The organism is Streptomyces sp. CRCS-T-1 (assembly GCF_024442335.1).
In the GTDB taxonomy this organism is placed as follows: Bacteria; Actinomycetota; Actinomycetes; order Streptomycetales; family Streptomycetaceae; genus Streptomyces; species Streptomyces koelreuteriae.
Genome location: NZ_CP101651.1, coordinates 5,342,947 through 5,366,567 on the forward strand (window position 1 = coordinate 5,342,947; position 23,621 = coordinate 5,366,567).

Here is a 23,621-nt window from a genome sequence, read left to right on the forward strand (position 1 = left end):
GCCGGCTGCGAACACACCGGGCCTACAGGCCGTCGCGGACCATCGCGGCGACGATGTGGACGTGCCGGTCGGCCGCCGTGGCCGACCACTCGTTGTCGTAGTTCAGGCCGTAGGGCCAGAAGTGCCCGCCGCCGGTGGAGATCTTCGCGGCGGAGCCGTCGTACTGCCTGACGAGGGCGGTGGCCTGTCCGCCGGTCCAGGTGCCGCTGCCGCCGAGGCGGGACCAGCCCGAGCTGGTGCCCACGCCGATGGTGTGGGAGATCTCGTGCAGGGCCGTCCGCTCGTTCATGTAGCTGCGGTTGCTGCCGAAGCGGATCGTCCCGTTGATGTTGCCGTCGGCGGTGGGGACGCCCGGCTCGTAGCGGACGGTGAGGGTCTTGCCCAGGTCGCTGAGGTTGTTGTAGCGGGCCACGGCGGCGTTCATGGCCCTGGTGATCAGGTCGTAGGCCGAGCGCTGGTCCTCCGTGGGGTTGCTCGCGCGGACCAGGGACCAGGTGATGGTGGCCGCCGCGGCGCGGTCGCGGGCCGGGGCGGGGGCCGCGGTGGTCTGCGTCTGCGGGGTGGCGGCCTGGGCGGCGACGCCGGGGCCGACGAGCAGCGCGGCGGCCAAGGCGGCGACGACTGCCTTGCGTGGGCTCATGGGGGATCCTCCTGTGGGGGTGGCCGTGACGCGTAGGGCGAAACCTCGTACGGCGTTCGGGATCTCGGACGTGCGGGACCGCTGGCGGTATCAGATCGGAAGAGGCGAACTCAGCTCGCTGACACGGCAGTTGGGCCCGCTGTCGACCGCAAGTATCCCGATGGGAAAGACGGCGTCAAGAGTTCCCGCAGTGGTCAGTGGAACCAGAAGAGGATCGTGTCCTGGTTCGTCCCGAGCTTCCGCGCACTCTCCCACTCCTCCGCCTCGAACCGCATGACCTCGGCGAACCGGCGGGCCGCGTCGCGGTACTCGGGATCGAGACGGTCCAGCACGGACCCGTAGGCGTCGGTGAGGGCCCCGGCCCGCTGGGCCGGCAGGGTCCCGATGGCCGGCACCGCGTCCCCGGGGTGGGGGAGGCGCAGCGGCGGGCCGCCGAACAGGAACGAGCCGGGGAGCAGGTCGGACGGCACGCCGTGCCGGGCCAGTTCGTCGTCCATGGCGTAGAACCACGTAGGCCGCCGCCACTGCCCGAGGTCGGTCGGGTCGGAGAAGTGCGCCGCGACGGCCTGGTAGAAGGCGTAGCTGTACGACGGGCAGAGGTCGGTGCTCGGGGTGCCCTCGATCAGCTCCTCCAGGGCCTGGGCGATGGAGACGTCGAGGTCGATGCCCTGCTCCCGGAACCGGACGTCGGTCCGCTCGCACTCCGTACGCACCCGGGCGAGCGTGCGCTCCTGCCGCTCGGTCCGCTCCACCGCGGTGAGCAGCCGCACCACCGTCCGCATGTCGCCGGTGCTCATCTCCAGGCAGTAGCCCACGCCTGCGTTTCCCTTCACCTGTTCGCCGGAACTCGGTGTCCATGATCGGGGACAGGGGAACGGCCCCTGACCGAGGGGTCGGGGGCCGTTCGTCCGTGCGCGCGTGGGAATCAGCCGACGTCGGACGGGTCCAGACGGTAGATCGACGACTGGTTCGACGACTGGTTCGACTGCGACGAGGAGCTGGAGCCCGAGTTCGAGCCCGAGCTGGTGCTCTTGCTGTACGCGCTCTCCTTCACCGCCGTGCCGTGCTTCTGCACCCACGCCGTCACCTCGGAGCTGACACTGCTGCCGCCGCCGGGGCCGCCGCCCATGCCGCCGCCGAGCTGGATGTAGTGCAGCTCGCCGCTCTTCACCAGCTCCTTGAGCTTGGCCAGGGTCATCGCCTTGTCGGAGCCGGACCAGCCCCACATGGAGATGACGGGCTCCCCGCTGCTCACGATCAGCTGGGCGGCGCCCTGCGAACTGGACACGGCCAGCAGCCACTTCGCGCCGTCCTGGTGCTTCTTCAGATACGAGATGAGCTCGCTGCTCGCGCCGCCCATGCCGCCACCGCCCATGCCACCGCCGGGGCCGCCGCCCATGCCGCCGGGCTGACCGCCGGTACTGCCCGTACCGCCCGGTTGGCCGCCGGTGCCGCTCTCGGCCGTACCGCTGCCGCTGCCGCCACCGGTGCCGTTCGGGGGCGTGCCTCCCGCACCGCCGGTGCCGCCGGGGGCCTGCCCGCCGGACGGCATCTCGCCACTCGGGAGGCCCCCACCGGCCTGGGTGTTGCCGCCCCTGCCCTCGGTGTTGCCGTCACCGGCCTGCGCGTTGCCGCCACCCGCCTGGGCGTTCCCGCCCTGCTGGCCACCGCCATTGCCACCGCCGTTGCCACCCGGCATGCCGTCACCGGAACCGCCCGGGAATCCCCGGCCGCCACCGCCGCCGCCCCCGGGGCCGCCGAAGCCGCTGCCCGTCGACGGGCCCGCGGTCGGGTTCGTACCGCCCATGCCGCCGCCCGAACCGGACGGCACCGACCAGGCGTACGCCGCCGGACCCGCCACGGCGGCGACGACCGCCGCCACCACGGATACCGCCAGCAGCCGTACCCGTGTCCCGGACGCGGACCGGAAGACGAGCAGTCCCACGATCGCCAGCGCCATGACCACGGCGATCGCCGGCCACAGCCAGGTGTTCCAGCCGGAGGCCCGCCGCAGGAGTACGACAGCCCAGACGGCCGTGACGCCCAGCCCGGCCGGCAGCACCCACGCCCACCGCTTGTCGGCGCGGAACGCGCGCAGCAGCATCACACCGCCGCCTCCGCACAGCGCCGCGATGCCGGGGGCGAGCGCGGTCGTGTAGTACGGGTGCATCGTGCCCTCGGCCATGGCGAAGGTCAGGTAGTGCAGGGCCGTCCAGCCGCCCCACAGCAGCAGCGCGGCGCGGGTGAGGTCGGTGCGCGGGGCGCGGCCGCACAGCACCAGTCCGCCGACGCAGGCGATGGCCGCGAAGGGGATCAGCCAGGAGATCTGGCCGCCGAGGATGTCGTTGAAGAGCCGGCCGAGCCCCGCGGTACCCGAGAAGCCGCCGCCTCCGCCACCGCCGCCTCCGCCGTTGCCCTCGCCGCCGAGGATCCGGCCCAGACCGTTGTAGCCCATGATCAGGTCCCAGGCCGTGCCGTCCGTCGAACCGCCGATGTAGGGGCGGTCGTCGGCCGGGACGAGCGAGACCGCCGCCGCCCACCAGAAGCTGGACACGGCCAGCGCGACACCCGCGACGAGGAGGTTGACGACGCGCCTCACGAGCTTCGGCTTCGCCGCGTACAGATAGACCGCGAAGACGGCGGGCAGCGCGATGTACCCCTGGAGCATCTTCGTGTTGAAGGCGAGGCCGAAGCAGACCGCGGAGCCGACCAGCGGCGACAACTTGCCGTTGTGGACGGCCCGCAGGGCGAGCGCCGCTCCGCCGGCCATCAGGAACACCAGCAGGGTGTCGGGGTTGTTGTCACGGTTGATGGCGACCGTGATCGGGGTCAGGGCCAGGACCAGCGCGGCCACCGTCGCCGCGCAGCGGCCCCACACCCGCTTCACCGAGGCGTGCACGATCCAGATCGTCGCCAGCGCGACCAGGACCATCGGCAGCATCATCTGCCAGGTGCCGTAACCGAACACCCGGCACGACAGACCCATGACCATCAGAGCGAACGGCGGCTTGTCGACGGTGAGGAAGTTGCCCGCGTCCAGCGAGCCGAAGAACCACGCCTTCCAGCTCTCCGTGCCGCTCAGCACGGCCGCGCTGTAGAAGCTGTTGAGGCTGGAGCCGGACAGGTTCCAGGAGTAGAGCACCGCGGCCAGGGCGAGGATCGCGAGCAGCGCGGGCAGCGACCAGCGCGGGGCGGCGGTGTCCCCGGGCGGGGGTGCGGCGGGCTCGGCGGTGCGGATCTGGGGTTCGGTGGCAGATGTCACCCTTGCACGATGCACACCGCCGATGGGGGCGGACTGTGTCCTGTCTGGGAGCAGGCTGTGGATAGCCCGCCGCCCGGGGCGTTACGGGGATGAGCTCCAAGGGGCGAGCAGGTCTTGGAGCAGCTGGGCGAAGACGCTGTCCAGCGTGTCCTCCCAGGCCTGGTTGCCGGCGGCTTCGGGGCAGAGGGCGGTGGGGCGGCCGATCCAGAGGATCTTCCAGGGCCTGGTGTTCAGCGCGGCGTCGCCCCAGACCCCGCCGTGCGGGGAGAGCGGGTGGAGCAGATCGCTGATCCGTTCCGTCGCGATCTGTACCAGTGGGCCCTCGATCACGCTGTGCGCGGTCGTGAACGCACCTGGGGAGGAGCGGGCGACGGCGGCCGTCGTCGGATGGCGACGGATGGTGCGCGCCACTTCGGTCAGATGGTGGGTGATTCCTGTGACGGTGCCGTCGCTGGGACAGGCGCGCCGAGCTGTGTCGAAGGCGTGCGCCAGTTCCGTCCTGAGCGCGAGCAGGTGCAGCGCGGTGGCCGACTTCCAGTTGGAGTAGAGGAAGTTGCGTGACGTGCCGCAGCTACGGGCGATGGCCGCCAGGGAAACATTCAGGCCGTCGGTGCGCATGAGTGTGCGCACTGTGGCGATCACGTTTCCTGTGCTGTGAGGGTCGTGCAGGTACGAGAATCCCGGGCTCATGCCACTCATCCTTCTTAAAGTGTGAGCACGCGGGAGGCAGTTGCCAATGATGCGCTCGAATGAGCGATGGGTGAACGGGGGGACGGGGAGTGCTCACGGTTTTTGGGAGAGGTGGTGTTTGATGGCGGTGATGAACGACGACCAACCATCAGAGCCAAAGACCAACGCCGGGCCCTTCGGGTTCTTGGAGTCCCGGACAGGAATGCCTGATTCGTAGTCGTCCAGCACCTCGACGCAGCTGCCCCCGTCGTTCCCGCTGTACGACGACTTGCGCCAGCCGCTGAGTGTGGCGGCGTTCGGTATCGTGCGCTCAGTCATGGTGTCCGTATTCCTTCGCTGTCGCCTTGAGCAGGGCGAGTGACTCCCTCAACGGCAGTGCATCGCTCAGTGCGAGATCGTAGGCGCCCTGAATGCGCTGGACCAGGGCCGGGGAGTCGTGCACCTTGCCCATGTGGAGGCCCTCTGTATAGGCCACCGGCGGCTGATCCTCGAACCACATCAGCGACACCATGCTGTGCAGCAGCGGATGGGCGCCCAGGCCGAACGGCACCACATGTACGCGCACGCGCTCGGCCTCGACCAAGCGGACGATGTGCACGAGCTGTTCCGCCATGACCTCCTGGCCACCGACTGGGCGGCGCAGCACTGCCTCGTCCAGCAGCGCCCACACCACGGGCGTCACGGGGTCGGCGAGGATCTTCGATCGCTCAAGCCGTGTGACGACGAGCCTGTCACACTCCTGTTCACTCCACGGGGGGAAGGCGGTGCTCAGGACCGCACGTACGTACCTCTCCGTCTGCAGGATGCCGGGCACATGGGACAGCGCGAACTCGCGGATCATTGTTGCCTGTTGTTCGAGCTCCAGCGCTGCAGCGAAGTGATCCGCAACTGCTCGGTCATCCTGCGGCAGGAAACTGCTCAGCACATTCCCCGTGTTCAACGCCCTGTCCAGGCGCCGTGCGTCCTCCTTCGACGGAATGCGGCGTCCCGCCTCGATGTGCGAGATGTGCGACCGGGTCATGACCGCCATGTCGGCCAATTGCTGCTGCGTCAGCCCGGCCGCCTCGCGCTGCTGCTTGAGCCAGTCACCGTACGTGCTGGTCATGGCCACTCCCTTGCGACAAATGCCTGGTCACACCGCACCCTCTGGCGAGCCTAGCCCGGCACCTCTCACTCTGTGAGTGGATCGCTACACAAAGCGATACCCCCGCGACCGTGCGACCGGTCCGGGGGCGTGGCCATCAACGACCCTACGGAGTTGAAGACATGAGTCACCGTATCGCCCGTCTCCCCTATCTGGTCGCCCATGGAGAGGACCGCGTGACCGGCGGCGGCCGCGGCGGCCAGGCCGACACCATGAGACTGCTCCCCTGGTCCGGTCAGGGAGGCAAGCCCTGTTACCTCGTCGGCGACGGGACCGGATACCTCTCCCGCGTGGCCGACGACATCGAGTGCCTGCAACTGGATATGGCCGCCCGACTCCTGGACCACGCCACCGACATGCTCGCCGACCACAAGGCCACCACCGCGCAGCTCCGTTTCCTGGTGGCCCGGATGACCGAGGCGCTGCGCGACGTCCACCGCGTCGCGGAGAGCAGGGGCGCCAGACTTCCCGCACCCGACGGCGGTCACATCGCCTCTCGGTAACGACTCGTACACGCCTTCCCCAAGGCCTACAACCTTTGCCCCTGGTCCGCGAGTCAAGGGTGCATGACTTCTGGGATATCCCGCCGTGGGAGAGTGCTGGCGGCGGCCGTGGGTACGGGTGTGCTCGTGCCGCTCATCGCCGCCGCCACGCCCGCCGCCGCTGCCGCGCCGACCGTGACCTGCAGCTCGGCCAAGGCCGGCCTGGCCGCCAAGCTGAAGAAGGACATCACCGCCGCGCTGGCCGGCCGCAAGGGCACGGTGGCCGTCGGCCTCTACGACCGCAGTACCAACACGACGTGCACGCTGCGCGCGAGTTCCGCCTACGACTCGGCCAGTGTCGTCAAGGTGACTGTTCTGGCCGCCCTGCTCTGGGACGCGAAGAAGTCGAACCGGTATCTCACCGACCGCGAGAACTCCCTCGCCAAGGCGATGATCACCAAGTCGGACAACGCGGCGACCTCCACGCTGTGGAAGCAGCTCGGCATGACGAAGATCAAGGGCTTCCTCAGTGCCGCCGGCATGACCCAGACCAAGCCCGGCGCGAACGGCTACTGGGGCCTGACCCAGATCACCGTCACCGACGAGCAGAAGCTGCTGAAGCTCCTCACCGCCAAGAACGCGGTCCTGAGCGACAACTCCCGCTCCTACATCGTGAAGTTGATGGGCCAGGTCGTCTCGTCCCAGCGCTGGGGAACGCCGTACGGGGTGCCCTCGGGCGTCACCGTGGCCGTCAAGAACGGCTGGCTGCAACGCTCCACGAACGGCTGGCGGGTGCACAGCGTCGGCGCGTTCAAGGGCGGCGGCCACGACTATGTGATGACGGTGCTCACCCACGGCAACAGCACCATGAACTACGGCATCACCACCATCCAGGCCGTGGCGAAGGTCATCCACAAGGACCTGGCCGCGAGCTGACCCTTCACCGCGCGGCCTACCCGGCGTCACCGGCCCGTCCTACGGTGACGCCCATGCCTCTGAGAACCCGCCTCGCCCTTCTCACCGCAGGCCTGACGGCGGCCACCTGCCTGACCGCCGTCGGCCCCGCCCATGCACACACCTCGCAGCCCTCGCACGCCTGCTCGCCGTCCGTCTCCATCGACCGCTTCTCCGACGCGCTCGACAAGACGACGTACGAGGACACCTTCGTCGGCAACATCTCCGCGCTCGCCGTGGACAGCGACGGCTCCCTCGCCGCCCTCTCTGACCGCTCGTCGCTGTTCCGCCTGGACGCGCGGACGCTGAAGCCCCGCTCCGTCGTCCCGCTCACCGACGAGACCGGGGCGGCTCTCGACTCCGAGGGCCTGGTCGTCGACCGGGACGGCACCCGCCTGGTCACCTCGGAGACCGAGCCCTCCATACGCCGCTACTCCCGCACCGGCACGATCCTCGACCGTCTCCCGGTCCCGGACGACCTGCGCGTGACCCCGGCGGGCCGTGCCCGGCCCAACGGCACGTTCGAGGGCCTGACCCTGCTGCCCGGCGGTCGCACCTTGGTGGCCTCGATGGAGTACCCGCTCTCCGGCGACAGCGCTGACACGGTCCGCTTCCAGACCTGGGACCGCCACCGGGGCCACTTCCGGCTCGGGCGCCAGTACGCGTACCGCACGGACCCCGCCCTCGGCGTCTCCGAGATCCAGGCCACCCCCGACGGCCGCCTCCTGGTCCTGGAACGCGGCTTCACCTCCGGCGTCGGCAACACGGTCCGCCTCTACCTGGCCGACCCCCGCCACGCGATGCGGAAGACCCTGCTCACCGACCTCGCCACCTGCCCCACCCTCGGAGCCACGGCCAAGCAACCCCAGCCGAACCCCCTCCTCGACAACATCGAGGCCATGACGATCACGGGCCGTACGAAGAACACCCTGAAGGTCCTGCTCGCCAGCGACGACAACCAGAACCCGACACAAACGACCCGCTTCTATTACTTGCGGGTAAGGGCAACGCCTTTCCTTTAGGGGCGCGGGGAACTGCGCGATCAACCCCCACACAGCCGCACCCGAAGAACAACCGATCTCCCCACTGCGGGATGAAATCCGCCCCCGAACACGTTGGTGTCTTCCGGCAGCTCAGGACGACTGGAAGGCACCGGTGTGACACCGAAACGGGGATGGGCACGACGACTGTGGGCCTACGCATGGCGCCACCCGAAGGACGTCGTACTCGCCCTCGGCTCCTCCCTGGCGGGCATGGCCGTCATGGCCCTCGTCCCCCTGATCACCAAGGTGATCATCGACGACGTCATCAGCGACCACACCAGGGACATGACCACCTGGGCCGGGCTCCTGATCGCCGCCGCCCTGGTCGTCTACGTCCTCACCTACATCCGCCGCTACTACGGCGGCCGCCTCGCCCTGGACGTCCAGCACGACCTGCGGACGGAGATGTACGGGACGATCACCCGGCTCGACGGCCGCCGCCAGGACGAGCTGTCCACCGGCCAGGTCGTCGGCCGGGCCACCAGCGACCTCCAGCTCATCCAGGGCCTGCTGTTCATGCTCCCGATGACCATCGGGAACTTCCTGCTCTTCCTGATCTCCCTGGTGATCATGGCCTGGCTGTCCTGGCCGCTCACCCTCGTCGCCCTGGCCGTCGCCCCCGCCCTCGCGTACATCGCGAAGCGCAGCCGCACCCGGCTGCACCCCTCCACCTGGTACGCCCAGGCGCAGGCCGCCGCCGTGGCGGGCGTGGTCGACGGGGCCGTCAGCGGTGTACGCGTGGTGAAGGGCTTCGGGCAGGAGGAGCAGGAGACCGGGAAGCTGAGGGAGGTCGGCCGCAGGCTGTTCGCGGGCCGGCTGCGCACCGTCCGCCTGAACTCGGTCTACACCCCGGCGCTCCAGTCCGTCCCGGCGCTCGGCCAGGTCGCGATGCTGGCGCTCGGCGGCTGGCTGGCGGTGCGCGGGCACATCACGCTCGGTACGTTCGTGGCCTTCTCGACCTACCTCGCCCAGCTGGTCGGCCCGGTGCGCATGCTGGCCGTGGTTCTCACCGTCGGCCAGCAGGCCCGGGCCGGTACCGAGCGGGTCCTGGAGCTGATCGACACCGAGCCCTCGCTCCAGGACGGCTCCAAGGACCTGCCCGCCGACGCCCCCGCGACGGTGGAGTTCGACGACGTCTCCTTCGGCTATGAAGCCGACCGCCCCGTCCTCGACGGGCTGTCGTTCGAGATCCGCCCCGGGGAGACTCTCGCGGTCGTCGGCTCATCGGGTTCCGGCAAGTCCACGGTCTCCCTGCTCCTGCCGCGCTTCTACGACGTCACGCGCGGCGCCGTCCTGATCGGCGGCCACGATGTGCGGGAGCTGACCCTGGAGTCGCTGCGGTCCGCGATCGGGCTGGTCCCGGAGGACTCGTTCCTCTTCTCGGACACCGTCCGCAGCAACATCGCCTACGGCCGCCCGGACGCCACCCAGGAGGAGATCGAGAAGGCCGCCCGGGCCGCCCAGGCGGACCGTTTCATCAGCGAGCTGCCCGACGGCTACGACACCACCGTCGGCGAGCACGGCCTCACCCTCTCCGGCGGCCAGCGCCAGCGCGTCGCCCTCGCCCGCGCCATCCTCACCGACCCGCGTCTGCTCGTCCTGGACGACGCCACCTCCGCCGTGGACGCCCGCGTCGAGCACGAGATCCACGAGGCCCTCAAGGGCGTCATGCGGGGCCGTACGACCCTGCTGATCGCGCACCGCCGCTCCACCCTGAACCTCGCCGACCGCATCGCCGTCCTGGACGGCGGCCGCCTCGCCGACATCGGCACCCACGACGAGCTCCAGCGCCGCTCCGCCCTCTACCGGCGGCTGCTCACCGACCCCGACGAGCTGGGCGCGGTCTCCCCGGGCCACACGCAGCCCGTCTGTCCCCAGGAGGACACCTCCGTACGGGACGAGCTGGACGCGGAGTTCGACGCCGAGCGCGGGGTCACGCCACGGCTGTGGACCGGCGACCGCGAGCGCAAGGACCTCGCCCTCGCCGAGAGCCCCGCCACGCCCGAGCTGCTCGCCCAGGTCGAGGCGCTGCCCCCGGCCACCGACGTCCCCGACATCGACGAGTCGCGGGCCGTGCAGCCGGAGGAGTCCTACGGTCTGCGCCGGCTGCTGCGCGGCTTCGGGCTGCCGCTGCTGGTCAGCCTCGCCCTGGTCGCCACCGACGCGGGCATGGGCCTGCTGCTGCCGGTGCTGATCCGGCACGGCATCGACTCCGGCGTCACCCAGGCCGCCCTCGGCGCCGTCTGGGCGGCCGCCCTGCTCGGGCTGCTCACGGTGGTGGTGCAGTGGGCGGCGCAGATCGGCGAGACCCGGATGACCGGCCGTACCGGCGAGCGGGTCCTGTACTCGCTGCGGCTGAAGATCTTCGCCCAGCTCCAGCGCCTCGGGCTCGACTACTACGAGCGGGAGCTGACCGGCCGGATCATGACCCGGATGACGACCGACGTCGACGCGCTGTCGACGTTCCTCCAGACAGGGCTGGTCACGGCCTTCGTCTCGATCGTCACCTTCTTCGGCATCATGGTCGCCCTGCTGGTGATCGACGTACAGCTCGCACTGGTCGTCTTCGCGACGCTGCCGCTGCTGGTCATCGCCACGTTCTTCTTCCGCCGGGCGAGCGTGAAGGCGTACGAACTGGCCCGTGAGCGGGTGTCGGTGGTCAACGCCGACCTTCAGGAGTCGGTGGCGGGGCTGCGGATCGTGCAGGCGTTCCGGCGCGAGGGGGACGGCGGGCGGCGGTTCGCCGGGCGCAGCGCCGACTACCGCCAGGCGCGCATACGGGGTCAGTGGCTGATCTCGATCTACTTCCCGTTCGTGCAGTTCCTGTCGTCGGTGGCGGCGGCGGCCGTGCTGATCGTCGGCGGCGCCCGGGTCGACAACGGCACGCTGGCGATCGGCTCGCTGGTGGCGTACCTGCTCTACATCGACCTGTTCTTCGCGCCCGTGCAGCAGCTCTCCCAGGTCTTCGACGGCTACCAGCAGGCGACCGTCTCGCTGGGCCGCATCCAGGAGCTGCTCCAGGAGCCGACGTCGACGAAGTCCGCCGACGAACCCCTGGAGGTCCTCTCCCTGCGCGGCGAGATCGCCTTCGAGGACGTGCACTTCGCGTACGGCGACGACGAAGAGGCGCTCGGCGGCGTCGACCTGCGCATTCCGGCCGGGCAGACCGTCGCCTTCGTCGGCGAGACCGGCGCCGGGAAGTCGACGCTGGTCAAGCTCGTGGCCCGCTTCTACGACCCGACCGGCGGCCGGGTCACCGTAGACGGCACCGATCTGCGGTCCCTGGACATCACCTCGTACCGGCACCGTCTGGGGGTCGTCCCGCAGGAGGCGTACCTCTTCCAGGGCACCGTCCGCGACGCCATCGCCTACGGCCGCCCGGACGCCACCGACGCCGAGGTCGAGGCGGCGGCCCGCGCGGTCGGCGCGCACGACATGATCGCCACGCTGGACGGCGGCTACCTCCACGAGGTCGCCGAGCGCGGCCGCAACCTGTCCGCCGGGCAGCGCCAGCTCATCGCGCTGGCCCGTGCCGAGCTGGTCGACCCGGACGTCCTGCTCCTCGACGAGGCGACGGCCGCGCTGGACCTGGCCACGGAGGCCCAGGTCAACCAGGCCACCGACCGTCTCGCGGGCCGCCGTACCACCCTCGTCGTCGCCCACCGCCTCACCACCGCCGCCCGCGCCGACCGGGTCGTCGTCATGGACCACGGCGCGGTCACCGAGGACGGCACCCACGACGAGCTGCTCGCCCGGGGCGGCCGGTACGCCGAGCTGTGGCGGACGTTCATCGGCGCGGAGCCGGAGGAGCCGGTCGGGGTGTCCCGCTGAAGGGCACCCGGCGAGGGCGTTTTCGTAACGCTCGTGCAACCGTCCGACATACGTCTTGCGTCCGTACAGCCGTACGCCGATGGTCGCGCACGACGCGGTACGGGAGGACAACAGTGGACAGTGGAGCGATACGCCGGCGGCTCGCGCTCGGCCTGGCCGTGCTGACCGCCTCCGGCTTGCTCGCCGTGGCGGCACCGGGCGAGGCACAGGCCGCCGGCTCCGCGCCCTGCCCCGGCCGCAAGGTCCGCACCCTGCCGTTCTCCACCGGCACCGTGTACGTCTACAAGCGCGGCGGCTACATCTGCGCCGTGACCGTGGCCAAGAAGCCCGGAACGAAGCGGAAGATGTCGGTGAGCGTGCAGGCGCGCGGCAACCGTCCGGTCGTGGACGAGGGCAAGTACGCCTACCTCGCGGGCCCGGTGACCGTGCATGCCGGGCGGCGCTGCGTCTGGCTCAAGGGCAGGGTCGGCCCCAAGTCCGTCAGCACCGGCTGGATCCTGTGCTGAATCCGCGCCCGCGCACAGGGTTTTCCCTATGTCCCCTGGTGCTCCGGTGAGTTGGTCCGCTAGCTTCCGGCGCACATCTGTCTCACAGGGGAGTGCGCATGCGCAAGGCGCTCAGATGGCTGCTGGCGCTCACGGTGCTCATAGGCACAGTGAGCACGGCGTCATCGGCCACCGCCGCCGAGCCGGAGGCCACCGGCACCGGCAGCACCGCTGACATCAAGGAGAGGCTGCTCTCCGTCCCGGGCATGAGCCTGGTCGAGGAGAAGCCGTACACCGGCTACCGCTTCTTCGTCCTGAACTACACCCAGCCGGTCGACCACCGGAAGCCGTCCAAGGGCACGTTCCAGCAGCGCATCACCGTGCTGCACAAGGACGTCGCCCGCCCGACGGTGTTCTTCACCAGCGGCTACAACGTCTCCACCACGCCCCGCCGCAGCGAGCCCACCCAGATCGTGGACGGCAACCAGGTCTCCCTGGAGTACCGCTTCTTCACCCCGTCCCGCCCCGACCCGGCGAACTGGTCCAAGCTGGACATCTGGCAGGCCGCCAGCGACCAGCACCGCGTCTTCAAGGCCCTGAAGAGCGTCTACGGCAAGAAGTGGCTCTCCACGGGCGGCTCGAAGGGCGGCATGACCGCCACCTACTACGAGCGCTTCTACCCGCGTGACATGGACGGCGTCGTCGCCTACGTCGCCCCCAACGACGTCGTGAACGACCGCGACGCGGCCTACGACCGCTTCTTCGCCCGCGTCGGCACCGAGGAGTGCCGCGACCGGCTGAACGGCGTGCAGCGCGAGGCGCTGGTGCGCCGCGAGCCGCTGGAGAAGAAGTACGCGGCCTACGCCGAGGACAACGGCCTCACCTTCGAGACCATCGGCAGCCTGGACAAGGCCTACGAGGCGACCGTCCTCGACTACGTGTGGGGCTTCTGGCAGTACAGCCTGCTGAAGGACTGCGGCCAGATCCCGGCCGACGCCGAGAACGCCACCGACGACGAGATCTGGGACTCCGTCGACACGATCGCCGGCTTCTCCGCCTACGCCGACCAGGGCCTGACGACCTACACGCCGTACTACTACCAGGCCGGCACGCAGCTCGGCGCGCCGACGATCCACTTCCCGCACATCGAGAAGAAGTACATCCGCTACGGCTACCAGCCGCCCCGCAACTTCGTCCCGCGTGACATCCCCATGAAGTTCCAGCCGGGGGCGATGCGGGACGTCGACACCTGGGTCCGGCACAACGCCCGGCAGATGCTCTTCGTCTACGGCGAGAACGACCCGTGGGGCGCCGAGCCGTTCCACGTCGGCAAGGGAGCCAAGGACTCCTACGTCATGACCGCTCCGGGCATGAACCACGGGGCCAACGTCGCGGGCCTCGTGCCCGAGCAGAAGGCCCTCGCGACCGCCCGCATCCTCGACTGGGCCGGTGTCGCCTCCGGCGCGGTGCAGGCCGACCCGCAGGCGGCGAAGCCGCTGGCGAAGTTCGACGCCAAGCTGGACAAGCGGGAGACGCAGCGGGAGATGACGCTGCGTCCGTGACCCGGCAGGGGTGCCCGGCCGCCGCTCACAGCGGCCGGGCGCATCCCACCGGCCGGACGCCGCCGAGCCGGACGTACAGGGCGGTCGAGGCGGGGCAGTCGGCCCGCCCGGTGACCGCCCGGGTCACCTTGTACTCCGGCTTGCGCTCGCCCGTCCCGTCGCACGCGGTCTCGCGGACCTGCCCGTCGCCGGAGCTGTAGACGCAGTCGCCGACGATCGTGCGGGGCCCGCCCCCGCCGCCCGGGTCGCCGGGGTGCGGCGGCTGGAGGTTGCGCATACAGGCGTAGCCCCGCGGCACCGCCCCGTCGCCGTCCTCGTCGGAGGCGGGCCGCTGCTCGCTGATGTGCAGCACGAAGTCGGCTGTCCGCGGGCAGCGCGGTCCCTCACGCACGGCGCCGTCGTGCCGCGCCACGACCCGCGCCGCCGCCCGCTCGCCGGTGCACGGCACCTCGGTGAAGCTCGTCGTACCGAACGAACTGCACTCGTCGACGGCGAGGAACACCGCCCCGTATCCGGACGGCCGGGTCGGTGACGGTGAGACGGCGGTACTCGTCCCCGTCGCCGGCTCGCCCAGCCGGCCGTCCTCCGCCACCCCCGCCGACGGACTCTGACACCCGACCAGCAGCGCGACCAGCAGAAGCAGCCCGCCCACCACCCCCGCCGAACCCGTCTTGCGCATTGCCGTCCCCCTGTGTGCTGAGGGCCCTGGGGGCCCTAGGGCCTGCCGTTCCGATCAGGCCGCAGACGCGGGGTCTGGCACGCACATCTGCCGCGTTGTCGTCGGTCGCCGACGCTCCGCGTCGACTCCCTCCTCCGCCTTGCAGCTGCACGCACCAGACCCCGCTCACCGGCGCTGACGAGAAACCGCCAGTTCCCTGCGGCCTGATCCGAACGACAGGCCCTACCCAGCGTGACCCGCGATCAAGGGGGCACGCCAGGCACATGGGGTGGTTTGCGCACATTGGGGGTGGTGCGCCCGGGCCGTGGCGTACCTCTAGTACGACAGACCGTGTCCGACCGGGTACAGCACCTGCTCCGGATCATCCGCCCGCTGGACGGCGACCGGCAGTTTTCCGCGTGGCTTGACCCGGCCCGCGATCACCCGTGCGGCGGCCCTCAGTTCGACGTCCGTCCAGGAGTAGGCGGCGAGGCAGGCCGGGACGGACGGCAGTTGGGCGATGTCGTACGGGTTGCGGATCGCGACCGCCACGACCGGCCTCCCGGTGGCCACGAGCTGCTCGACCAGGGTTTTCTGGCTGCTGCCGTCCGTGACGTTGTACGTGGCGGCCACGACCGCGTCCGCGTCCCGGGCGGCAGCGACCGCCTTGGCGATGGTCGCCACTGAGGGGGCGGTACCGGTCGACAGGGCGGTGGCGGTGAAGCCGAGTTCCGACAGCGCGCCCGCGAGGACGCCCGTGGGCGGGCCGGTCGTGCCCGACGGCGAGGCCGGATCGGCTCCGACCACGAGCACCTTGGGGTGGCGGCGCCGGGACAGCGGCAGCAGCCGGTCCTCGTTGACGAGCAGGGTGGTCGTCCGCTCGGCGATCCGGTCGGCCGCCTTCAGATGCGTACGGATGCCGACGGTCCGGTCGACGCCGCCCTGACTGACGTACGGCGAACGGAACAGTCCGAGCTTCGCCTTCAGCCGCAGCACGCGCAGGATCGATTCGTCGAGCCGGGCCTCCGTCAGCTCGCCTTCCCGTACGGCTGTCAGGACGGCGTTCCAGGCGAGGTCCAGCTTCGGCGGGTTGAGGAGCTGGTCCACGCCCGCCTTCAGCGCGAGCACCGGCACCCGGGCGTCGCCGTACTTGGTCCGTACGCCCTCCATGCCGAGGGAGTCGGTGACCACGACCCCGTCGTAGCCGAGCCGTTCGCGCAGGATGCCGGTGAGGATGGGACGGGAGAGGGTCGCCGGGTCGCCGGAGTCGTCGAGGGCCGGGACCATCAGATGGGCGGTCATGATGGAGTCGATTCCGGCGGCGATGGCCGCCCGGAAGGGCGGTGCGTCCAGCTTCTCCCACAGTTCGCGGCTGTGCGTGATGGTGGGGAAGCCGGTGTGGCTGTCGACGTTGGTGTCCCCGTGCCCGGGGAAGTGCTTGGCGGTGGCGGCGACCCCGGAGCCCTGATATCCGGCGACCTCGGCGGCCACCAGCCCGGCCACGGCCCGCGGGTCGGCGCCGAAGGAGCGTACGCCGATGACCGGGTTGGCCGGGTTGACGTTCACGTCGGCCACGGGGGAGTAGTCCTGCCGGATGCCCATCGCGCGCAGCTCGGCGCCCGCGATCCGGCCGAGCGTCCGGGCATCGGACCGGGACCGGCCCGCGCCGACGGCCATGGCCCCCGGGAAGAGCGTCGCGGGCTTCCCCACCCGGGCCACGATCCCGTGCTCCTGGTCGGTGGAGATGAGCACGGGCAGCCCGCGGGGCAGTCCCAGGGAGGCCCGCTGGATGCCGTTGGAGAGGTCGGCGATCTGGTGCGGCTCGCGGGTGTTGTGCGCCCAGGCGAAGTAGATGATGCCGCCGACCCGGTATTTCGCGACCAGCTCGGCGGCCGTACGGACGCCGATCTCCTTGAGGTTGGCGTCGATGTCGGCCTGGTCGGGGGCGGTGGCGGAGTGGCCGTAGACCCGCATCACGAAGAGCTGGCCGACCTTCTCCTCCAGCGTCATCCGCGAGACGAGAGCGCGCAGTCGCTTGTCGTCCATGGAATCGGCGGCGTACGAGGGTCCGGCGGCCGCGAGACTCGCGGTGACCCCGGCCGTGGCGGCGAGAACGGTGCGTCTGGAGGGCTGTGCGGTGCTTCCCGTGCTTCCCGTGCCGGTGTCGTGCACGTACGCTCCTTCCGGAGGTGATCCGCTCGGATCCGCTGAAGGAAACTTCCAAGAAGTCACCAATAACCGGGAAGTTTCTGCCAGTCAAGGGAAAGCACAGTAACCGCACAGGGGCCGCCACCGGCGCGGTTGGAGGGGGACGCGCCGATGGCGGTGGGGCCCGCCGGCCGCGGTACGGCGGAGAGGGTGGTCAGCGATCGCAGCCAGGAGCGAGGGCCGACACCGCACCGTGGTGACTCTCCGGGGGCCTGAGCGTTGGACGGACCGGATCCGGGCCGGGTTCCCGGCGCGGGCCGGATTCCCGGAAGTCGGGGCTCAGGGGGAAGCGGTGCTTCAACGGGGCGTGTGAGCCGACGCTTTCGGCCATTGCTCGCCCAGTACCCGCACGGTTTCCGCGATGGCCGGACGCCGTGCCGCCCCCGTCCGCCACAGCGCGTACAGCCGCCGCACCGGCATGGGGTCGAGCGGCACCTCCACCACCCCGGCGGGCAGCGCCCCGCGCCCCAGCCGGGGGATCAGCGCGACACCGAGCCCGGCCGCGACGAGGGCGATGAGCGTCGGGTTCTCCTCGGCCTGGTGGACGATGTCCGGCTCGTGCCCGGCCGTGCGCAGCGTCCGCAGCAGCCAGTCGTGGCAGACCCGCCCCGGCGGCTGGCAGATCCACCGCTCGCCGCCCAGCTCCTCCCGCCGTACGGCCGTACGCCCGGCGAAGGGATGCCCTTCGGGTACGAGCAGATCGCACAGGTCGTCCCCGATGTGCGCCTGTTCCACGCCCGGCGGGGCGGGCAGCGGCGCGATGTCCCAGTCGTGCGCGACGACGAGGTCGACGGCTCCCTTCGCCACGAGGTCGACCGACAGATGCGGGTCGACCTCGGTGAGCCGGGCGTCCAGGGCCGGGTGCCTGCGGCCCAGTTCGGCGAGCACGCCCGGCAGCAGTCCGCGTGCCGCCGAGGCGAACGCGGCGACGGTCAGCCGCCCGGCCGGCAGCCCGCGCCGCTCCTCCAGATCGGTCTCGGCCCGCTCCACGATGGCCATCAACTCCTTCGCGGTCGCGGCCAGTTGACGGGCCTCGTCGGTGAGCCGGACGCCCCGCCCCTCCCGCTCCAGCAGCACGGTCCGTGTCTCCCGCTCCAGCTTGGCGATCTGCTGGGACACCGCGGAGGGCGTGTACCCGAGCGCGAGGGCGGCGGCGCCGACGGTGCCGTGCACGGAGACGGCGTGCAGGGCGCGCAGCCGCTGGAGGTCGAGCATGGGACTCCCCGCTTCCATGGTTCAGCGATGCTTCATCCAACTCTGCAGCAATCATCGCTGGTGCTTCACGGTCGCCGGGCGTGATGCTCACGGCATGCGCCCCTCACACCTCGCTCTCGCCGTGCTGGTCGCCGCCGTCTGGGGCGTCAACTTCACGGTCATCGAGATCGGACTCGACCACTTCCCGCCCCTGCTCTTCTCGGCCCTGCGCTTCCTCGCGGCGGCCCTGCCCGCGGTGTTCTTCGTGGGCCGTCCGAAGGTGGCGTGGAAGTGGATCGTGGCGGTCGGCCTGGTCCTGGGCGTGGCGAAGTTCGGCCTGCTGTTCGTCGGCATGGACGCGGGGATGCCGGCGGGCCTGTCCTCCCTGGTCCTGCAAGTCCAGGCCGTCTTCACGGCGGCCATCGCCGCCCTCACCCTCGGCGAACGGCCCTCCCGCACCCGGCTGCTGGGCATGCTGATCGCCCTGGCGGGGATCGCCGTGGCGGCCGTGGACGAGGGCACCTCGGGCCCCCTCGGCGCCTTCGCCCTGGTCGTCGCGGCGGCGGCCTGCTGGGGCGCCTCGAACGTCCTCACCCGCAAGGCGGCACCCCCCGACTCCCTCAACTTCATGGTCTGGGTGAGCACCGTCCCCGTCCTGCCCCTGCTGGCCCTCTCCCTCCTCGTCGAGGGCCCCTCCCGCGACCTCACGGCCCTGCGCGCGATGGACTGGCAGGGCGCGGGCACGGTCGTCTACGTCGCCTGGATCACAACGGTCTTCGGCTTCGGCGCGTGGGGCCACCTCCTACGCCACCACCCTGCCTCCACGGTGGCCCCCTTCTCCCTCCTGGTCCCGGTCTTCGGGATGTCGTCGGCGGCCCTGTTCCTGGGGGAGCCGGTGAGCCCACTGCGGTGGTGCGCCGCCGCGCTGCTGGTGGGCGGGGTGGCGCTGACGTCCTGGGGTCCGGTCCGTCAGGCAGGGACCAGGATTCCCGGGTCGGCCACATGGAAGGCGCGTGCCCGGACGCCGAAACCGGTGTCGCCGTCGAGGTGACTGTCGTCGTCCCAGGTGATGAGCGCGCTCTCCGGGCCGTTGCCGAAGGCCGTGGCGGCGCACGTGTGGAACCGCTTGCCCGAATCCGCCGAGCTGACCTGGACCTTGTCGCTGAGCGAGCCGTGCGTCTCGGAGCAGATCTTGGCCATCACCGTCGGCACGGTGTCGAAGGTGTCCGCGCTCTCCTCGATCCACGTCATCAGGAAGCGCCCTTCCGGCAGATGGGACAGAGCGGGGGACGTCCGGGTGAAGCCCTGCGGGGTGCCCGCCGTGAAGTCGACTATCTCCGTGCCGTCGCCGTCGAAGATGCTCGCCGAGATCGTCGTCTGCGGTTTGCCCAGGGGGCTGTCCACGGTGCTTTCGATGCGCGTGACGACGAAATGTCCGCTGTCGAGCAGCGTGATTCCGTTGACCCCGGTGAAGTGGCCTACGTTCGGCTGGATCTCCCCGGTCAGTGGATTCCCCTCGAAATCGAAGAACCGCAGGTTGAGCCTGCGACCGCCGATGGCGAAGGGATCCGTCGACCACGCGACGACCCAGTTCCCGCCCTGGAGAACCGAGGCGGCGGGCTTCATGTGTTCGCCCTCGGTGGTGCTCACCGTGAACTCCGGTGTGGCAGGGGCCCCCTCCGAGGTGAACCGCCGCGCGCGGATGCGCTGGTCGAGCCGCGGGCTGGCCCAGGTGACCAGGACGCCACCGTCGATCATGAACGTGAGGGACGGCGGGACCTTCGGATCCGCCTCCGCCGTGACCAGCACCTCCGGTCCGGCCTTCTCACCCTCGAAGAACCGCTGGAGTTTCACGGACGGGCTGGGGCCCGGGGTGTCGAACGGGGCCTCCAGCCATACGGCGAACTGTCCGCTGAAACCCGCGGACAACACCGACGGCCACCGTGGGTGTACTCCGGGGCCCTCCGGTGGCTGCGTGCTGACCTCGAATTCGGCGTCGAGCTTGTTGCCCTGCACCCCCAGGAACTGACCCTTGACGACGAAGTCGCTTTCGTCCGTCCACAGCTCCAGGTACATGGTGCCGAGCATGGCATCGACAGCGGGCTGGACCTGGTCGCCGGCCTTCGTGGTGTTCACAAGGAAATCGGCCATGACAGCTCTCCGAATCATGAAGCGAGGGGAAGAGAGAGCGGGTTCGACCGGCCGAGTCCCTGTGAACAGCCTTTCATGCTCAGGGAGCACCTGCATCCGGAGCCGCCGTGAAGGAAATCCGGAACGCCACCGCCCCACCCGGAACATCCGGGCGGGGCGGTGTGAGCGCGGTTCAGGGCTGGGTCACAAGGTGTGTTCGACGAACCTCGCCGCCGTCTCGGTCAGGACCTCGTGGCCGTCGCGTGCCCACAAGGCGTCGTTGAACAGCTCCACTTCGATGGGGCCGGTGTACCCGGCATCCTCCACGTGGCGCTGCCACTCGCGCATGTCGATCGCGCCGTCGCCGATCTGGCCGCGGCCGGTCAGCACGCCCTCCGGGAGGGGGGTCGTCCAGTCGGCGAGCTGGAAGGTGTGGATGCGGCCGGAGGCGCCCGCGCGGGCGATCTGGGCGGGGGCGGTGTCGTCCCACCAGATGTGGTACGTGTCGACGGTGACCCCGACCTGCTGGGCGGGGAACCGTTCGGCCAGGTCCAGGGCCTGGGCCAGGGTCGACACCACGCAGCGGTCGGAGGCGTACATCGGGTGGAGCGGCTCGATGGCGAGGCGGACGCCGTGTTCCTCGGCGTACGGCCCCAGTTCGGCCAGCGCGTCCGCGATCCGTTCCCGCGCCCCGTGCAGGTCCTTCGAGCCGGCCGGGAGGCCGCCCGAGACCAGGACCAGGGTGTCCGTGCCGAGCGTCGCCGCCTCGTCGATCGCGCGGCGGTTGTCGGCCAGGGCCTCGGCCCGCTCCCGGGGGTCGATCGCGGTGAAGAAGCCACCCCGGCACAATGTCGTCACCGTCAGGCCCGCGTCCCGGACCAGCTTGGCCGTGGCCTCCAGACCGTACGACTGGACCGGCTCGCGCCACAGGCCGACGTGGGAGATGCCCGACTCGCGGCAGGAGTCGACCAGTTCCGGCATCGACAGCTGCTTGACCGTCATCTGGTTGATGGAGAAACGCGCGAGGTCCGTCACTGGTTCACCCCGTACAGGGACAGCAGGTTCTTCATCCGCTCCTGCGCCAGCTTCGGGTCGGGGAACAGACCGAGGCCGTCGGCGAGTTCGTACGCCTTCGCGAAGTGCGGGAGCGAGCGGGCCGACTGCAGGCCGCCGACCATCGTGAAGTGCGACTGGTGGCCCGCGAGCCAGGCCAGGAACACCACGCCCGTCTTGTAGAAGCGGGTCGGGGTCTGGAAGAGGTGGCGGGACAGGGCGACCGTGGGGTCGAGGAGCGCGCGGAATCCCGCGACGTCCCCCGTGTCGAGCACCCGGACCGCCTCCGCCGCCAGCGGCCCCAGCGGGTCGAAGATGCCGAGCAGGGCGTGGCTGAAGCCCTGTTCGTCGCCCGCGATCAGCTCGGGGTAGTTGAAGTCGTCGCCGGTGTAGCAGCGCACCCCGTCGGGCAGCCGGCGGCGCAGGTCCACCTCGCGCTGGGCGTCCAGCAGGGAGACCTTGATGCCGTCGACCTTGTCGGGGTGCGCGGCGATGACCTCCAGGAAGGTGTCCGTGGCCGCGTCCAGGTCGGACGAGCCCCAGTAGCCCTCCAGCGCCGGGTCGAACATCGGGCCGAGCCAGTGCAGTACGACCGGTTCGGCGGACTGGCGGAGCAGATGGCCGTAGACCTCCAGGTAGTCCTCGGGGCCCGAGGCGGCCGCAGCGAGCGCCCGGGACGCCATCAGAATGGCCTGGGCGCCGGAGGCCTCCACCAGCGCGAGCTGCTCCTCGTAGGCCGCGCGGACCTCGGCGAGGGACGCCGGGCCGGTGAGCTGGTCGGTGCCCACGCCGCAGGCGATGAGGCCGCCCACAGCCTTGGCCTCGGCGGCCGACCGGCGGATCAGTTCCGCCGCTCCCGCCCAGTCCAGGCCCATGCCGCGCTGCGCGGTGTCCATGGCCTCGGCGACCCCCAGCCCGTGCGACCACAGATGGCGGCGGAAGGCGAGGGTGGCGTCCCAGTCGACGGCGGCGGGCGAGTCGGGGGAGACGTCCGCGAACGGGTCGGCGACGACGTGCGCTGCCGAGAAGACCGTGCGGGAGGTGAGCGGGGAGCCGGTGGTGAGGGCGAGGGGTTCCTGGCGGGGCTCGTATGCCCTCAGGGCCCCGCTCGCGTCCGGGAGCTGGATGGTCACAGCGAGATCTCCGGTACGTCGATACGACGGCCCTCGGCCGAGGACGCGAGACCCAGCTCGGCGAGCTGCACACCGCGGGCACCGGCCAGCAGGTCCCAGTGGTAGGGCGCGTCGGCGTAGACGTGCCGCAGGAACAGCTCCCACTGGGCCTTGAAGCCGTTGTCGAACTCGGCGTTGTCCGGGACCTCCTGCCACTGGTCGCGGAAGACCTCCGTGGCGGGGATGTCCGGGTTCCAGACCGGCTTGGGGGTGGCCGAGCGGTGCTGCACGCGGCAGTTGCGCAGGCCCGCGACCGCCGAGCCCTCGGTGCCGTCGACCTGGAACTCCACCAGCTCGTCGCGGTTGACGCGCACGGCCCAGGAGGAGTTGATCTGGGCGATGGCGCCGCCCTCCAGCTCGAAGACACCGTAGGCGGCGTCGTCGGCGGTGGCGTCGTACGGCTTGCCGTTCTCGTCCCAGCGCTGCGGGATGTGGGTGGCGGTGAGGGCCTGGACGGACTTCACGCGGCCGAACAGCTCGTGCAGCACGTACTCCCAGTGCGGGAACATGTCGACGACGATGCCGCCGCCGTCCTCGGCACGGTAGTTCCAGGACGGGCGCTGGGCGTCCTGCCAGTCGCCCTCGAAGACCCAGTAGCCGAACTCGCCGCGCACGGACAGGATCCGCCCGAAGAAGCCGCCGTCGATGAGGCGCTTCAGCTTCAGCAGGCCGGGGAGGAAGAGCTTGTCCTGGACGACGCCGTGCTTGATGCCGGCCTCGTCCGCCAGCCGGGCCAGGTCCAGGGCCCCGGCGAGGCCGGTGGCGGTCGGCTTCTCGGTGTAGATGTGCTTGCCGGCCGCGATGGCCTTCTTCAGGGCCTCCTCGCGGGCCGAGGTCACCTGGGAGTCGAAGTAGATGTCCACGGTCTCGTCGGCGAGGACCGCGTCCAGGTCGGTCGAGACGTGCTCCAGCCCGTGCCGCTCGGCCAGCGCCCGAAGCGCGTGCTCGCGGCGGCCGACCAGGATCGGCTCGGGCCACAGCACGGTGCCGTCGCCGAGGTCGAGGCCGCCCTGCTCGCGCAGGGCGAGGATGGAACGGACCAGGTGCTGGCGGTAGCCCATGCGCCCGGTCACGCCGTTCATGGCGATACGCACCGTCTTGCGTGTCACGTCT

General features: G+C 70.8%; 20 protein-coding genes. 7 read left to right on the forward strand and 13 right to left on the reverse strand.

The annotated features are described in order from the left end of the window. Positions 1–22: 22 nt before the first annotated feature. The 6 genes from NNW99_RS24225 to NNW99_RS24250 all read right to left on the reverse strand — a co-directional run bounded on the left by NNW99_RS24225 (position 23) and on the right by NNW99_RS24250 (position 5,697). On the reverse strand, positions 23–640 hold the full coding sequence (locus tag NNW99_RS24225) for a hypothetical protein (protein ID WP_215121224.1): 618 nt from the start codon (positions 638–640) through the stop codon (positions 23–25). A 194-nt stretch (positions 641–834) separates the two neighbouring features. Next, positions 835–1,473: a hypothetical protein gene (locus NNW99_RS24230; RefSeq protein ID WP_251057922.1), complete on the reverse strand. Its 639-nt coding sequence runs from the start codon at positions 1,471–1,473 to the stop codon at positions 835–837. 92 nt (positions 1,474–1,565) lie between these two features. Further along, complete coding sequence (locus NNW99_RS24235; protein ID WP_215121225.1) at positions 1,566–3,902, reverse strand: glycosyltransferase family 39 protein; 2,337 nt, start codon at positions 3,900–3,902, stop codon at positions 1,566–1,568. Positions 3,903–3,983: 81 nt separating this feature from the next. Beyond that, positions 3,984–4,592, reverse strand: a complete 609-nt coding sequence (locus NNW99_RS24240; RefSeq protein WP_215121226.1) for a hypothetical protein — start codon at positions 4,590–4,592, stop codon at positions 3,984–3,986. A 93-nt stretch (positions 4,593–4,685) separates the two neighbouring features. Next, a complete protein-coding gene (locus NNW99_RS24245; RefSeq protein ID WP_215121227.1) occupies positions 4,686–4,910 on the reverse strand; it encodes a DUF397 domain-containing protein in 225 nt (74 codons plus the stop codon). Beyond that, positions 4,903–5,697: a helix-turn-helix transcriptional regulator gene (locus NNW99_RS24250; protein ID WP_215121228.1), complete on the reverse strand. Its 795-nt coding sequence runs from the start codon at positions 5,695–5,697 to the stop codon at positions 4,903–4,905. Before NNW99_RS24250 ends, NNW99_RS24245 begins: the two co-directional genes overlap by 8 nt. Positions 5,698–5,948: 251 nt before the next feature. On the opposite strand from NNW99_RS24250, the gene NNW99_RS24255 reads away from it, so the two are divergent. From NNW99_RS24255 to NNW99_RS24280, 6 genes are all read left to right on the forward strand, one after another. Continuing rightward, on the forward strand, positions 5,949–6,239 hold the full coding sequence (locus NNW99_RS24255) for a hypothetical protein (RefSeq protein ID WP_215124441.1): 291 nt from the start codon (positions 5,949–5,951) through the stop codon (positions 6,237–6,239). 63 nt (positions 6,240–6,302) lie between these two features. After that, on the forward strand, positions 6,303–7,154 hold the full coding sequence (locus NNW99_RS24260; RefSeq protein ID WP_215121229.1) for a serine hydrolase: 852 nt from the start codon (positions 6,303–6,305) through the stop codon (positions 7,152–7,154). A gap of 53 nt (positions 7,155–7,207) precedes the next feature. Beyond that, positions 7,208–8,194 carry an esterase-like activity of phytase family protein gene (locus NNW99_RS24265; RefSeq protein ID WP_215121230.1) on the forward strand — a complete coding sequence of 329 codons (987 nt, stop codon included), beginning with the start codon at positions 7,208–7,210 and terminating at the stop codon, positions 8,192–8,194. A gap of 135 nt (positions 8,195–8,329) precedes the next feature. Further along, complete coding sequence (locus tag NNW99_RS24270) at positions 8,330–12,046, forward strand: ABC transporter ATP-binding protein (RefSeq protein ID WP_215121231.1); 3,717 nt, start codon at positions 8,330–8,332, stop codon at positions 12,044–12,046. Positions 12,047–12,159: 113 nt separating this feature from the next. Further along, on the forward strand, positions 12,160–12,552 hold the full coding sequence (locus NNW99_RS24275; RefSeq protein WP_215121232.1) for a hypothetical protein: 393 nt from the start codon (positions 12,160–12,162) through the stop codon (positions 12,550–12,552). Between the two features lie 98 nt (positions 12,553–12,650). After that, complete coding sequence (locus NNW99_RS24280; RefSeq protein WP_215121233.1) at positions 12,651–14,093, forward strand: S28 family serine protease; 1,443 nt, start codon at positions 12,651–12,653, stop codon at positions 14,091–14,093. 25 nt (positions 14,094–14,118) lie between these two features. Here NNW99_RS24280 and NNW99_RS24285 read toward each other — a convergent pair whose 3' ends face one another. The 3 genes from NNW99_RS24285 to NNW99_RS24295 all read right to left on the reverse strand — a co-directional run bounded on the left by NNW99_RS24285 (position 14,119) and on the right by NNW99_RS24295 (position 18,174). After that, positions 14,119–14,772, reverse strand: coding sequence for a hypothetical protein (locus NNW99_RS24285; protein ID WP_215121234.1), 654 nt, complete (start codon positions 14,770–14,772; stop codon positions 14,119–14,121). Positions 14,773–15,087: 315 nt separating this feature from the next. Beyond that, positions 15,088–16,923, reverse strand: a complete 1,836-nt coding sequence (locus NNW99_RS24290; RefSeq protein WP_215121235.1) for a glycoside hydrolase family 3 protein — start codon at positions 16,921–16,923, stop codon at positions 15,088–15,090. 333 nt (positions 16,924–17,256) lie between these two features. Beyond that, positions 17,257–18,174 (reverse strand): LysR family transcriptional regulator, encoded by a 918-nt coding sequence (locus tag NNW99_RS24295; RefSeq protein ID WP_215121236.1) that lies wholly within the window; start codon positions 18,172–18,174, stop codon positions 17,257–17,259. Between the two features lie 94 nt (positions 18,175–18,268). On the opposite strand from NNW99_RS24295, the gene NNW99_RS24300 reads away from it, so the two are divergent. Then, positions 18,269–19,204 carry an EamA family transporter gene (locus NNW99_RS24300; RefSeq protein ID WP_215121237.1) on the forward strand — a complete coding sequence of 312 codons (936 nt, stop codon included), beginning with the start codon at positions 18,269–18,271 and terminating at the stop codon, positions 19,202–19,204. On the opposite strand, the gene NNW99_RS24305 is transcribed toward NNW99_RS24300, so the two are convergent. The 4 genes from NNW99_RS24305 to NNW99_RS24320 all read right to left on the reverse strand — a co-directional run bounded on the left by NNW99_RS24305 (position 19,123) and on the right by NNW99_RS24320 (position 23,617). Next, positions 19,123–20,304, reverse strand: coding sequence for a hypothetical protein (locus NNW99_RS24305; RefSeq protein ID WP_215121238.1), 1,182 nt, complete (start codon positions 20,302–20,304; stop codon positions 19,123–19,125). The two genes, NNW99_RS24300 and NNW99_RS24305, sit on opposite strands and share 82 nt — an antisense overlap. 183 nt (positions 20,305–20,487) lie before the next feature. Further along, entirely contained in the window at positions 20,488–21,318 is an 831-nt protein-coding gene (locus NNW99_RS24310; RefSeq protein WP_215121239.1) for a sugar phosphate isomerase/epimerase, read from the reverse strand. Next, positions 21,315–22,469, reverse strand: a complete 1,155-nt coding sequence (locus NNW99_RS24315) for a dihydrodipicolinate synthase family protein (RefSeq protein ID WP_215121240.1) — start codon at positions 22,467–22,469, stop codon at positions 21,315–21,317. Before NNW99_RS24315 ends, NNW99_RS24310 begins: the two co-directional genes overlap by 4 nt. Beyond that, positions 22,466–23,617 carry a Gfo/Idh/MocA family protein gene (locus NNW99_RS24320; protein WP_215121241.1) on the reverse strand — a complete coding sequence of 384 codons (1,152 nt, stop codon included), beginning with the start codon at positions 23,615–23,617 and terminating at the stop codon, positions 22,466–22,468. The genes NNW99_RS24315 and NNW99_RS24320 overlap by 4 nt, the downstream gene beginning before the upstream one ends. Between the last annotated feature and the right edge of the window lie 4 nt (positions 23,618–23,621).

What these genes read in the sequence shown, in the direction of transcription:
- NNW99_RS24225 (WP_215121224.1), bottom strand. Translation starts at nt 640, where the DNA reads ATGAGCCCACGCAAGGCAGTCGTCGCCGCCTTGGCCGCCGCGCTGCTC.
- NNW99_RS24240 (WP_215121226.1), bottom strand. Translation starts at nt 4,592, where the DNA reads ATGAGCCCGGGATTCTCGTACCTGCACGACCCTCACAGCACAGGAAAC.
- NNW99_RS24245 (WP_215121227.1), bottom strand. Translation starts at nt 4,910, where the DNA reads ATGACTGAGCGCACGATACCGAACGCCGCCACACTCAGCGGCTGGCGC.
- NNW99_RS24250 (WP_215121228.1), bottom strand. Translation starts at nt 5,697, where the DNA reads ATGACCAGCACGTACGGTGACTGGCTCAAGCAGCAGCGCGAGGCGGCC.
- NNW99_RS24255 (WP_215124441.1), top strand. Translation starts at nt 5,949, where the DNA reads ATGAGACTGCTCCCCTGGTCCGGTCAGGGAGGCAAGCCCTGTTACCTC.
- NNW99_RS24260 (WP_215121229.1), top strand. Translation starts at nt 6,303, where the DNA reads ATGACTTCTGGGATATCCCGCCGTGGGAGAGTGCTGGCGGCGGCCGTG.
- NNW99_RS24265 (WP_215121230.1), top strand. Translation starts at nt 7,208, where the DNA reads ATGCCTCTGAGAACCCGCCTCGCCCTTCTCACCGCAGGCCTGACGGCG.
- NNW99_RS24280 (WP_215121233.1), top strand. Translation starts at nt 12,651, where the DNA reads ATGCGCAAGGCGCTCAGATGGCTGCTGGCGCTCACGGTGCTCATAGGC.
- NNW99_RS24285 (WP_215121234.1), bottom strand. Translation starts at nt 14,772, where the DNA reads ATGCGCAAGACGGGTTCGGCGGGGGTGGTGGGCGGGCTGCTTCTGCTG.
- NNW99_RS24295 (WP_215121236.1), bottom strand. Translation starts at nt 18,174, where the DNA reads ATGCTCGACCTCCAGCGGCTGCGCGCCCTGCACGCCGTCTCCGTGCAC.
- NNW99_RS24300 (WP_215121237.1), top strand. Translation starts at nt 18,269, where the DNA reads ATGCGCCCCTCACACCTCGCTCTCGCCGTGCTGGTCGCCGCCGTCTGG.
- NNW99_RS24305 (WP_215121238.1), bottom strand. Translation starts at nt 20,304, where the DNA reads ATGGCCGATTTCCTTGTGAACACCACGAAGGCCGGCGACCAGGTCCAG.